Annotated in this window: 10 protein-coding genes; 4 read left to right on the top strand and 6 right to left on the bottom strand. The window is 69.9% G+C overall.

Translation table 11 applies throughout. From position 1 onward, the window contains the following. Positions 1 to 138: 138 nt before the first annotated feature. The 4 genes from WMF17_RS30775 to WMF17_RS30760 form a co-directional block, all read right to left on the bottom strand. Positions 139 to 2100 (bottom strand): multicopper oxidase family protein, encoded by a 1962-nt coding sequence (locus WMF17_RS30775; protein WP_437644501.1) that lies wholly within the window; start codon positions 2098 to 2100, stop codon positions 139 to 141. Positions 2101 to 2385: 285 nt separating this feature from the next. Then, entirely contained in the window at positions 2386 to 4176 is a 1791-nt protein-coding gene (locus tag WMF17_RS30770; RefSeq protein ID WP_437644499.1) for a multicopper oxidase family protein, read from the bottom strand. Between the two features lie 552 nt (positions 4177 to 4728). Further along, complete coding sequence (xylF, locus tag WMF17_RS30765; protein ID WP_437644497.1) at positions 4729 to 5811, bottom strand: D-xylose ABC transporter substrate-binding protein; 1083 nt, start codon at positions 5809 to 5811, stop codon at positions 4729 to 4731. Positions 5812 to 5887: 76 nt separating this feature from the next. Then, positions 5888 to 7531 (bottom strand): glycoside hydrolase 5 family protein, encoded by a 1644-nt coding sequence (locus WMF17_RS30760; RefSeq protein WP_437644495.1) that lies wholly within the window; start codon positions 7529 to 7531, stop codon positions 5888 to 5890. A 652-nt stretch (positions 7532 to 8183) separates the two neighbouring features. On the opposite strand from WMF17_RS30760, the gene WMF17_RS30755 reads away from it, so the two are divergent. Next, a complete protein-coding gene (locus WMF17_RS30755; RefSeq protein WP_437596741.1) occupies positions 8184 to 9299 on the top strand; it encodes an ADP-ribosylglycohydrolase family protein in 1116 nt (371 codons plus the stop codon). Between the two features lie 46 nt (positions 9300 to 9345). On the opposite strand, the gene WMF17_RS30750 is transcribed toward WMF17_RS30755, so the two are convergent. Beyond that, entirely contained in the window at positions 9346 to 9648 is a 303-nt protein-coding gene (locus tag WMF17_RS30750; RefSeq protein ID WP_437596740.1) for a hypothetical protein, read from the bottom strand. Positions 9649 to 9820: 172 nt separating this feature from the next. On the opposite strand from WMF17_RS30750, the gene WMF17_RS30745 reads away from it, so the two are divergent. From WMF17_RS30745 to WMF17_RS30735, 3 genes are read left to right on the top strand one after another with little or no spacing between them, the layout of a single operon-like run. Continuing rightward, positions 9821 to 10690, top strand: a complete 870-nt coding sequence (locus tag WMF17_RS30745) for a helix-turn-helix domain-containing protein (protein WP_437644493.1) — start codon at positions 9821 to 9823, stop codon at positions 10688 to 10690. Positions 10691 to 10745: 55 nt separating this feature from the next. Continuing rightward, on the top strand, positions 10746 to 11018 hold the full coding sequence (locus WMF17_RS30740; RefSeq protein WP_437644491.1) for a hypothetical protein: 273 nt from the start codon (positions 10746 to 10748) through the stop codon (positions 11016 to 11018). Next, positions 10907 to 11239 (top strand): VOC family protein, encoded by a 333-nt coding sequence (locus WMF17_RS30735; RefSeq protein ID WP_437651414.1) that lies wholly within the window; start codon positions 10907 to 10909, stop codon positions 11237 to 11239. The genes WMF17_RS30740 and WMF17_RS30735 overlap by 112 nt, the downstream gene beginning before the upstream one ends. A 105-nt stretch (positions 11240 to 11344) precedes the next feature. Here WMF17_RS30735 and WMF17_RS30730 read toward each other — a convergent pair whose 3' ends face one another. Beyond that, complete coding sequence (locus WMF17_RS30730; RefSeq protein WP_437644490.1) at positions 11345 to 11875, bottom strand: response regulator; 531 nt, start codon at positions 11873 to 11875, stop codon at positions 11345 to 11347. Between the last annotated feature and the right edge of the window lie 261 nt (positions 11876 to 12136).

Raw genomic sequence — 12136 nt, 5'->3', positions numbered from 1 at the left:
GCCGCAGCCGGATCCTGGCTTCAGCGGGGTCGGCGGCGGGCGATGAGGGCGAGCAGGGCGCCGGGCCGGGCGGGGCGCGCTCGCAAGACCTGCGCCCCCGCGCGAGGCGTGCGCGTCGCCGCGCCGCGCGAGGCTGGGTCAGCGATCCGGAATATCGGGGGGGGTGGGGCCGATCTGGTAGGGCCGCATCATCTCGTTGTCCTCGTGCTCGAGGATGTGGCAGTGCCACACGAACCGGCCAGGCTTCTCGAACGTCATCTTGATGCGCGTGATCTCGTCGGGCAGCGCGATCACCGTGTCCTTGAAGCCCTCCTCGCCCGCCTCGGGCGGGCGCGGAGCGCCGTCGAACGGCTGGCGATCGACGATCTCGAAGTGGACCTCGTGGACGTGGATCGGGTGCGCGTCCATGGTGAAGTTGTAGATCTCCCAGATCTCGGTGGATCCCGTGGCCGGGTTCTCCGTGACCGGATCGTCCCAGAAGAGTGGCTTGGCCGTGTCGGAGCCCGGCGGCCGGAACGTGCCCAGCAGGGCGGCAATCGGGCCGGCCGCGGGGTCGCTCGTGGACGTCACCTCGTTCAGGGACACCCGCCGCACAGCGTCCACGTCTCCGAGCGGCTTGAGCCGCGGCAGCCTGAGCCGGTGAGGGGGCGTGCTCGTGTCCCTGCTCCTCGCCGGCACGACGCGGAACTGCATCACCTGCCCTGTCGTCTCCGGGTCGGCCGGGGGCTGCGGGCCGCCGTTGAACGGCCCGTCCGGACCGAGGTTGCGGAGGACTATCGGGGTGCCGACGCGGACACGGCTGAAATCCACGATCACGTCCGCACGCTCGGCCGGCGCGAGCAACAGGGTATCGCGCTCCACCGGGCAGGGCAGGAATCCACTGTCCGAGCCGATCTGCCAGAACGGGAGACCGTTATCCATCTTCAGGAGCAGGAACCGCGAGTTGCTGCCGTTGAGGATGCGGAAGCGGTAACGTCGCTGCTCGACGTTGAGGAAGGGCCACGGCCGGCCGTTGACGACCATGACGTCGCCGAAGAACTCCGGGACCCAGATCGGCGGGACGTCGCCGTTCGGGATGTACACGTCCGCGAACTCGGGATCGCGTGTCGCGGGGTAGAAGAGCGACCCGTCGTCGTTGAAGGAGCGGTCCTGGATCACGAGCGGGATCTCGTATGTCCCGGATCCATGGCAGTCGTCCCGCGTCCGGGCCGAGCCGGGGAGCACGCCGGGCGGGAGATCGCCTGGGCCGCCGCGGAGCAGGTAGAAGCCGGCAGGTCCCGCGTAGACGTTGAGCCGGGTGATGCCGAGCGCGTGATCGTGATACCAGAGCGTCGCAGCCCGCTGGTCGTTCGGATACTCGAACACGGCCGCCCCCGGCTCCCACAGGTGCCCGAGCGGCGACGTGCGCTTGTAGTAGTCGTAGAAGGTCCCGGTCTCCGCGTATCCCTCGGGGATGTCGGTCGCCGCGGGGAGGTACCAGGCTTCCGGGTAGCCGTCGCTCTCCTGCGCCACCCTGACCATCCCGTGGAGGTGCGTGACGATCGGCACCGGGCCCCCGTAGGGCTCCGGCGGGCATCCGACCGGGAACATGGGCCGACTGTCGCGACCTTCCTCTCCGCCGGGCGGGTTGGCCCAGTGGAGGGTGGGGTCGACGGGGAGCAGGTGAGGGAGGAAGTGGCCGGTCACGGGGTCCTTGAGATCGTTGATCCACTTCACGCGCACCGGCCTTCGCCACGTCGCCTCGATGGTGAACGCCGGGTAGCTGAACGTCTCCGGGTGCTGAATCGACCCGTAGCCCCACACCGTCGTCATGGGCATACGGCCTGGCAGGACCTGCTGTTTGAACTGCCGGACGGCGATCTCGTAGTAATCGTAGTGCGAACCGTGATCATGGCGCCTGCTCGCCCTGGGCATGATGGGCGGGATGAGCAGCGGGACGGTATACCGGTATGGGGCGATGTCGACGCCGGGGAGGGTCGGTCCCTGTGGCAGGACGACCGGACACTCGTCGAACATCGCGCTCGCCGGACCGCCGCGCCGGAGCACCAAGAGCCCGCCCGTCGCGGCCAAACCATGCTTCAGGAGCTGTCGTCGTTTCATGGAGGACACCCAATATCCTTCGGCCACAGCCCACGCTGTGAGCGCGAGGTATCATGACGAGCGAAGAGAGCCGGGCAATCCAGGAAGCGCCGCATTCGGCGATGTGCATGATTATGAAGGATGACCCGGAGTCGTCAGACCTCCGGCGCCGCGTGGACGCAGATGCACGGATCGGGGCCGTCCCGGGCGACGAGCCGTGCGCGCACGACGGGCTCCGCGCGCGGCTCACGTCCTTGCTTGTTCCTCGATGGGGGTGTGGGTCGGCCTGACGCGCGCGAGGCGCGGCTACCGTCCCGGCATGTCGTCCGGCATCGGGCCGATCTGGTATGGCCGCATCATCTCGTTGTCCTCGTGCTCGAGGATGTGGCAGTGCCACACGAACCGGCCGGGCCTCTCGAACGTCATCTTGATGCGCGTGATCTCGGACGGCAGCGCGATGACGGTGTCCTTGAAGCCCCCCTCTCCGGCATCCGGCGGGCGCGGAGCGCCGTCGAACGGCTGGCGATCGACGATCTCGAAGTGGCGCTCGTGGACGTGGATCGGGTGCGCGTCCACGGTGAAGTTGTAGATCTCCCACACCTCGGTCGATCCCACGGCCGGGTTCTCCGTGATCGGATCGTGCCAGAAGAGCGGCCTGGGCGTGTCGGAGCCCGGAGGAGGCTCGAGCGTGCCCAGCACGGCCGCCGTCAGGCCGGCGGCGGGCTGGAGCGCGGAGCTCACATCGTTCAGGGACACCTGCCGCACGACCGCCGCGTCTCCGATCCGTGTGAGCCGCGGCAGCTCGAGCTGGTGAGGGGGCGTGCTCGTGTCCGTGCTGGTCGCCGGCACGACGCGGAGCTGCATCACCTGCCCTGTCGTCGCCGGGTCGGCCGGGGTCTGCGGGCCGCCGGTGAAGGGCGCGTCCGGGCCGAGGTTGAGGAGGACGATCTCGGTACCGGCGCGGACGCCGCTGAAATCCACGATCACGTCCGCGCGCTCGGCCGGAGCGAGCAGGAGGGTCCCGCGCTCCACGGGGGAGGGGAGGAATCCGCCGTCCGAGCCTATCTGCCAGAACGGGAGACCGTTATCCATCTTCAGGAGCAGGAACCGCGAGCCGCTGCCGTTCAGGATGCGGAATCGATACCGCCGCTGCTCGACCTCGAGGTAGGGCCATGTCTGGCCGTTGACGAGCATGGAGTCGCCGAAGAACTCCGGGACCCAGATCGGCGGAATATCGCCCTTCGGGACGTACAGCGCGTCGAGCGGCGGGGAGAGCCCGCGCGAGGCCGGATAGAAGAGCGACCCGTCGTCGTTGAAGGAGCGGTCCTGGATCACGAGCGGGATCTCGTACACCCTCGCTCCCGGGCGGTCTTCTGGTCGCGGGGCTGGTCCTGGGAGGACGTCGTGCGGGAGGTCGTCCGGCCCGCCGCGGAGCAGGTAGAAGCCGGCAGGCCCCGCGTAGACGTTGAGGCGGGTGATGCCGAGCGCGTGATCGTGGTACCAGAGCGTCGCAGCCCGCTGGTCGTTCGGATACTCGAACACGGCCGCCCCCGGCTCCCACAGCTGTCCGAGCGGCGACGTGCGCTTGTAGTAGTCGTAGAAGGTCCCGGTCTCCGCGTACCCCTCGGGAATGTCGGTCGCCGCCGGAAGATACCAGGCTTCGGGATAGCCGTCGCTCTCCTGCTGCACTCTGGCGGTCCCGTGCAGGTGCGTGACGAACGGCACCGGGCCACGGTACGGCCCCGGCGGGCAGTCGCCCGTGAACGTGGGCCGCCGGTCGCGACCTTGCGTCCCGCCGGGCGGGTTGGCCCAGTGGAGGGTGGGATCGACGGGGAGCAGATGAGGGAGGAAGCGGCCCGTCGCGGGGTCCTTGAGATCGTTGATCCACTTCACGCGCACCGGCCGCCGCCACCTGGCCTCGATGGTGAACGCCGGATAGGTGAACGTCTCCGGGTGATGGACGGAGCCGTAGCTCCACACCGTCGTCGGGGGCAGACCCAGCTCGGGCGGCAGGAGCTGCTGCTTGTGCTGCCGTACGGCGATCTCGTAGTCATCGAGGCCTGCGTTGCCCGTGTCGAGCCCCATCGCCTTGGGCATGACTTGCGGGATGAGCAGCGGGCGCGTGTACCTGGGGATCGCGGCGCCGGGAAGGGTCCGGGCCGAGCCCGGGACGGTCGGACATGTGTCCACGGCCGCCTTCACCACGCCACCGCGCCGGAGCGCCACGAGCCCGTCGCGGCCGGCCCGTGCTTCCGGAGCTGTCGTCGCTTCATGGAGGACATCGCATCTCCTTGCCTCCGCAGCGCGCTGCGATGGCGCAGTATCATGATCAGCGCACGGGTCCGGTCCACCCAGGAAGCTCCGGATTCGGGGAGCTCTGGGATCACGGACGATCCCGCGATCGTCAGGTGCCTGGCGATGCGCGGCGTTCAGCCGCGCGGATCGGGATTGCCTCGGACGATGCGCCGCGCGCGGGTCGTGGTCGAGATGGCGCGTGGCGTGCCGACCGCTCCCCGGGCGGAGAGCCCCAGGACGATGGCGGCGATCAAGACAGGTGCAGGTGGGGCAGGAGGGGCGGACCCGACCCGACAGGCCGCCTCGCGGCGGCCGGGGTGCTCGCCGGGCCCGCGCGGCCCGGCCTGAGGGCGACTACTTGCCGGCGGGCCACTGGTCCTTGGGGAGGTCCTTGTAGACGTCCTCGACCTTGTGGAACCCGTCCGCGATCACCGTGGAGGCGAGGTTGTCCTTGTCCACGGCGACCGGCGTGATGAGCACGCTCGGGACGTCCTTCTTCCCGTTGTTGATCGTCTGCGACTTCTCGCCGAGGGGCTCCTTCTTCGCCAGCTTGACGGCGAGCTCGGCGGCCTTCTCGGCGAGCGCCTTGAGCGGCTTGTAGACGGTCATGCTCTGGGTGCCGGCCGCGATGCGCTGGCAGGCGGCGAGCTCGGCGTCCTGCCCCGAGACGACGACCTTGCCGGCGAGCTTCTGCTCGCCGAGGGCCTGGACGGCCGCGCCCGCGAGCCCGTCGTTCGAGGCGACCACCGCCGTGACGTTGTTGTTGTTCTTGGTGAGGGCGTTCTCGGTGATCTTGAGCCCCTCGACCGGCTGCCAGTCCTTGGCCCACTGGTCCGCCACGACCTTGATGTCCCCCTTGTCGATGAGCGGCTTCAGGATGTTCATCTGCCCATCGCGGAAGAGCTTCGCGTTGTTGTCGGTGGGGGAGCCGCCGATGAGGACGTAGCTCCCCTTCGGCTGCTTCTTCACGAGGTAGTCGGCCTGGAGCTCGCCGACGCGGACGTTGTCGAAGGACACGTAGAGATCGAGGTCCGAGTCGAGGATCAGCCGGTCGTAGGCGATGACGGGCACGCCCTGCTTGTGCGCCGACTCGACGATGGTGGCCGTCGTCTTGGCGTTGTGGGGCACGACCACGAGCACGTCGATGCCCTGCGTGAGCAGGTTCTCTGCCTGCGAGTTCTGCAGGGCGTCGTCGCTGTTCGCGGACTGCACGAGCACCTGCGCCCCGAGCTGCTCGGCCTTCGCCTTGAACAGGTCGCGGTCGCGCTGCCACCGCTCTTCCTTGAGGGTATCCATCGAGAAGCCGATGGTGATCTTCTTCGTACCCTTGGCGTCCGCGGTCTTCGCGGTTTTGTCCTCGGTCTTGGCCGCGCCCGCCTCGCCTTCGGAGGCCGGCTTCGAGCAGCCGGCCGAGAACGAGAGAGAGAGCAGCGCCATGAGAAAGGTGGAGCGACGAATCAAGGTGACCTCCGAGTCAGATGATGAGAAATGTGGGGCTGTGTTGGGGCCGGAGCTACTCGATCGTACTGATGTTATCGGCGTAGCCCATGATGATGTTCAGCGTTTCCGTGTCGTTGTCGTACACCGAGTACCACCCCTGGAGCTCGTGGGGCGGATCTCCGATGTAATCGTTTCCGAGGAGCCAGTACTCGTTGTCGTCGTCCGACGGCCTTCCGGTCCCGGCCCAGGCCCAGAAGTTGACGCCGGCGAGCTCCGCGTTGTCGACGACGGCGTCGAAGACGGACGAGTAGTACTCGTTCCTCTTGGCGACGGGCGACCCGACCGGCTCGGACTTGTCGTCCCGCGCGAGGCCGAACTCCTCGACGACGATCGGCTTGTTCAGCGCCTTGGCGTGCGCGATCTGCAGCTCGATGTACTCGTCGCTCTTGGTGATGGCCGACCGGAGCGACCTGTCGGCGGAGCTGTCGATCGGGAGCGACGGGTCGTACCACTCCCAGTTCTCCGGCCAGACGTGGAAGGTGAGGTAATCGATGCCGGGCACGTCGTGGAAGTCCCGGAAATCGCTGTTGGCGTAGTCGCCCCAGTTGTAGGAGAGGTCGCCCTCCGAGCCGATGGAGACGAGGTGGTTCGGGTCGATGTCCTTGATGAACTTCGCGTTCCTCTCGACCCAGAGCTTGAAGAGCGGGCCCCAGCCCTTGAAGGAGCGCGGCTCGTTCCCGAGCTGCCACGCCATGATCCCCGGGTGATCCTTGAGCTTCTCGATCACGACCTTGGCCCGGCTGAAGTAGAACTCCTGGGCCTTCTTGTTGCAAAAGAACAGGCTGGAGAGGTCCATCTGGTCGGGCCAGGGGTTCGTGGTCGGGTCGAGGGTGCCCGAGTGCGGGATCGCCCACTCGTTGATGGCCACGGCCTGGCAGTCCTCGCCGGTGCCCTCCTGGAAGCGGATCGAGCCGGCGAACGGCACGTGGTGGCCGGCCGCGAGCAGGTCGGCGCCCGTCTCGGGGTGGGTCAGGCCGACCTGGTACGCGCCGAAGTCCTCCCCGCAGGAGGTGTCGGCCTCGTCGTGGGCCCACTTCATGTACTGGGGCATCCCGCCGGACCAGTGCCAGAAGTCGTTCAGGGTCATGACCGCCTTCATGCCGCGGCTGTGGATCTCGTCGAGCACCGTCGCCAGGTTGTCCGCGAACGTCTCGAGCTCCGGATCGGCGCACGGCTCGTTGGACGACGCGGGGTAGATCCGCTGCGGGCCGTACTGCGCGTCGTTCTGCTGCGCCTCGGGGATGTCGCCCTCGCTGAGCGCCATGAGCCGGAGGTTCATGACGCCATGGGCCTCGAGGATGTCGAGCTCGAGGCGCAGGCGCTCGAGGCTGATGTAAGGAGCCGACCAGAAATTCGTGCCCATGTACTTGTACGGTTTCCCGTTGAGCGTGAGCATACTCCCATCGGCGCGGACGTAGCACTTTTCGGGTTGCTCGGCGCAGTCGAGCGGCTCGCTGCCGCCGGTTCCGTCCCCGCCGCCGCCGGTGGCGTCGCTGCCGCCGCCGCCGGTGGCGTCGCTGCCGCCGCCGCCGGTGGCGTCGTTGCCGCCGGCCCCGCCGGCCCCGCCGGTGCCGCCGGAGGGCTCGGGGTCGGTCGTGTCGGAGGTGCACGCGGCGAGGGAGAGCAAACCCAAAGCGAGCAACAAGGTCTTGTTCATGGTCGGTTCCTTACCTGGTACGAGGTTCGTTCCTCAAAAGTGGCTGAGCTCTGCCGCCCGGAGCCCACGGCCGGCGTGTGGTGACGTGCCGGGCTGTCGCGTCGCCGTCGTGGTGATCGTGGTGCCGTGGCCACAGCGAGCTCCCCGGTTCTCGCGCCGATGCAAATCTCCGCTCAGGGTGTCACTCTCGCACCGGTGCGCGTCGTGGCAGACCACTTAAACGGTTCAGCGTCAACAGGGAAGAGCGTGCCGGGCGGCGCCGTTTTGGCCCGGACGCGCGGTGCTCGGCGGGGTGTGGCGCGATGCGCCGGCGGGCTGTGGAGCCATGTGCCGGCGGGCTGTGGAGCCATGTGCCGGCGGGCTGTGGAGCCATCTGCGCTTCCGCGCCGAAAACGCCGATCTGAGCCCGTCTCCTGTGCGGGTGACCGCCGCTCTGGGCCGCTGGCGCTCGGAGCACTACTGCACTGGAGTGCGCTGCCGCCGAAAACGCCGATCTGGAAGCGCCGTCGGAGGCGCGACATGATGTCTACCGTTCTGACTCGGGGCTGCCATGCTGGCAGGCCGGCGCCTCGGGTAGGACGCCAGAGGGGCGCGGATCTCCGCGAATGACTCCGGGCGCTCGCCGGGCACGGGGCGTGAAAGGCGCGCTCGCATGCCCATCGAGATGACATCGATCGATCGCGAGGACCGGCTCGCCGGCGTCCTCCTCGGCACGGCGGTCGGCGACGCGCTCGGCCTCCCTCGTGAAGGCCTCTCGCGCCGCCGCGCCGCCCGCCTCTTCGGCGCGTCGCCGCTCGAGCACCGCTTCGTGCTCGGCCGCGGGATGATCAGCGACGACGCCGAGCATGCGTGCATGACGGCCCAGGCCCTCCTGGCCGCTCCGGCAGACGCGGCGCGGTTCGCGCGCTCGCTCGGCTGGCAGCTCCGCGGCTGGCTCGCCTCGCTCCCGGCGGGCGTCGGATACGCCACGCTGCGGGCGACGCTCAAGCTCTGGCTCGGGTTCTCTCCGGAGCGGAGCGGCGTCTTCTCGGCCGGCAACGGCCCTGCGATGCGCGCGCCGATCCTGGGCGCGGCCCTCGCCCTCACGCCTTCGCGCGTCGAGCCCATGGTGCGCGCGTCCACGCGCCTCACGCACACCGACCCGCGCGCCGAGGAGGGGGCGCGGATCATCGCGCTCGCCGCCGCGTACGCCGCGGTGCGCACGCCGGAGCAGGTGAATCCGGCCGAGCTGCTGGCGCTGCTCCGCGAGCGCGTCTCGGACGTGGAGCTCCGCCGCCGGCTCGACTGCGCGGCGGAGCTGCTCGACCGGCGCGCCTCGGCGGAGGAGTTCGCCGCGGCGATCGGGCTCCAGGAGGGGGTGAGCGGGTTCATCGTCGACACGGCTCCAGCGGCCCTGTTCTGCTGGCTCGCGCACCCGGGCGATTTCCGGCGCGCGGTGGAGGACGTCATCCTGCTCGGCGGCGACGCCGACAGCACCGGCGCGATCGTCGGCGGCCTCGCGGGCGCGGCGCTCGGGGCGCGCGGGATCCCCGGAGCCTGGCTGGACGGGATCGTCGACTTCCCGCGATCGATCCCGTGGATGCGGCGGCTCGGCGCGCGGCTCGCGCGGGTGTTCCGCGGCGAGGAGGGCAGCGCCGCGGCGGGCGAGCGCGCTTCGGGCGGAGAAGGGCCTCTCGGCCTCTTCTGGCCGGCATTGCCGGTGCGGAACCTGCTCTTCCTGGCGCTGGCGCTGGGGCACGGGTTCCGGAGGATGCTGCCGCCTTATTGAGGTGGCCCGCGGCCATGATCGGATTGCGCGCTCGATCAGTATCCGATCAGGGATGCGCTCGGGCGGATTGAAGCTCTGCCGGCAGGCGCCCTCTTTGCGAGCGAAGGAGCACCGGTCCGGCTACATCGCCGAGGTGAACAATCGCCGCGCCCTCTGTGAACTTGGCCTGATCCCACTCGTGGAGCAGGACGTTGGTGATCGCCTCGCCGCGCGCTGCCGCGTCCAGCACGGCGCGCTCCTCCGCGCACCGGATCTCGAAGAGATCTGCCTCCGGAAAGGCATCCACGAAGCCCTTTTGCCCCCACCGCTCCACCAGCACGCGCAACTCGCCCCGCTGCGCTTCCGGCACCGGATACGGCCCGCGTTCGCCTGTCGCAGGCCCTCGTCACGAGCCCGCATCCTAGAGATCGCCTTCGCCACCGTCCTGCCGGCGAGCTCCCGCCGTCGATCTCGCTGCGGGGCCGCGGCACGGCTCGCCCGGAACGGCCTCCTTGCCGCCCGTCCTCTGCTCATCTCGTGGCATGCTGCCTCCCACGGGCCACCCCATGCAGTTCGTCACGTACGCCCCGCCTCCCCCCCTCGGCCGCTTCGTCAGCCTGCTCTGGTACTACGCCGCCCCCGAGCTCCCCGACCTGCTCGAGCGCGTGCTCCCCACCGGCGCCATGAGCCTCCTCATCAACCTCGCCGAGGACGAGCTGCGCTGGTACGAGGCCGCGCCTGCCGCCCCTGTCACCCCCGCCCGCTGCCACCGCCTCTCCGGCATCGCCGTCTGCGGCGCCCACGCCGAGCACTTCGCCATCGACACGGCCGAGCAGCGCGCGATCGTCGGCGCCGAGCTCACGCCGGGCGGCGCGCCCCCGTTCTTCGGCCCGGACAACGAGGCGCTCAGCGGCACCCATGTCTCGCTCGACGCGCTCTGGGGCCGCGAGGCCGCCCTCGTCCGCGAGCGCGTCCTCGAGGCGAGGACCCCCGACGAACGGCTCCGCGCGCTCGAGGCCGCGCTCACGGCGCGGCTCCTCCGCCGCCCCGCGCGCCCGCTCGCGCGCGACCCCGCGGTCGACTTCGCGCTCGCCGCGTTCGCCGACCCGTCCCGCGCGACCACCGTGGCCGACGTGACAGGGCAGCTCGGGATGAGCTCGAAGCGGTTCATCCGCAGCTTCACCGAGCAGGTCGGCCTCACCCCGAAGCGCTACTGCCGCGTGCAGCGCTTCCAGCAGGCGATCTCGGCGATCGCGCGCGACGAGCGCGTCTCGTGGGCGGGCCTCGCGGCCGCGTGCGGCTACTACGACCAGGCGCACTTCATCCACGACTTCCGCGCGTTCGCGGGCCTCACCCCGACCGAGTACGTCGCGAGGCGGCGCGAGCGGAACCACGTCCCGCTCGACGGCTGACCCGGCCGGCACGTTTTTACAATACCCGCTCGGGCCGCGTGGGCATCCTCCGCCCATGACCCAGCGACCTCACCCCATCGCCCCGCCCCCGTACCACACCGTCGTGCCGCACCTCGTCGTCGCGGGCGCGACGGACGCCATCGCGTTCTACAAGAAGGCGTTCGGCGCGACCGAGAAGATGCGCCTCGCCGACCCGAAGCTCGGCGGCGCCATCGTCTGCGCCGAGCTCGTCCTCGGCGACTCCGTCGTCAGCGTCGCGGACGAGGCCCCCAGTGGAACGCCCGCGGCCCGAAGGCGCTCGGCGGCTCGCCCATCGTCATCACGCTGAACGTCGAGGACCCCGACGCCGTCGCCGCGCGCGCCGTCGAGGCGGGGGCCAAGATCATCTACCCGATCGACGACCAGTTCTACGGCCGGCGCGAAGGCAGGATCGAGGACCCGTTCGGGCACCAGTGGATCCTCTCGGCCGTCATCGAGGACGTCTCCGTCGAGGAGATGCAGGTGCGCATGGCGAGGTGGTGGGACGAGAAGGGCCCGAGCGGCGCCTGAGCCGCGCGGCGTCCGCCCGGGGCCTCGACCCGTCGCTCCGTCGCCCCGTCGCCGCGCGCGCTCACGCGCTCACGCGGGCCGCGGCGCGCGGCGCGCCCCGCGGGCTCACCGGGCCGGCCGTCGCCGGGCGCGGGACGAGAGCGCGGCGGCCCTCGCCGACTCCGGCTCCTGCAGATCGAGCGCGGCACCGCGCGTCACGCGGGCCTCGAACCTCGTGGATCTCGGCGCCCGCGAGGACGACTCCGGCGCGGCCCCGGTGTCGGACCCGTCGCACGACATGAGCTCGCCCCCGGGGTCGGTCGGCGTGAGCGAGTCCGCCATCGAGTGAACCGAGCGCTTCATCTCGGTGAGGCGCGCCAGCTGGAGGACGATCGCCATCAGCCGCTCGGGATGGAACGGCTTGAGCAGCACATGGTGAACTCCCGTCTCCTTCGAGCGCGCGTGCTCCTCGGCCCCGGTGATCAGGAGACAGCTCGTGTAAACGGGCATGCTCGCGACCTTCCGGAGGAGCTCGTCTCCCTTCATTCCGGGCATCATGAGATCGGAGCAGACCAGGTGGAACTCCTTCGTTTCGAGCAGCGCGAGCGCCTGCTCCGCCGACGTACATTCCACGACGTCGACATCCGTGGAGAGCACCGCAGAGATGCTGCTCAGCGCATGCTCGTCGTCCTCGACAACGAGGACGCAGTATCTCCGCCGGGACGATGAGCATACGGCGCCTCTGTGTTGACCCTCCGAAGAGGTGCGATGAGCTCTTACGGTCGATGACACGATGGCTGCCTCCTGCGACGATCGCGGGTCCGCGTCCTGTGCCGCTGGTCGCGGAGGTGCGCGAGCGCGCTTACGTGGTGTAGAGCGCCTGCCCGGCGCCCCCGCGCCGACGGCCTCTGCTTTGGA

Source organism: Sorangium sp. So ce362 (assembly GCF_051519845.1).
GTDB lineage: Bacteria > Myxococcota_A > Polyangia > Polyangiales > Polyangiaceae > Sorangium.
Note: the sequence above shows the minus strand (reverse complement) of the source record. Positions and strands in the feature narration are given on the sequence as shown.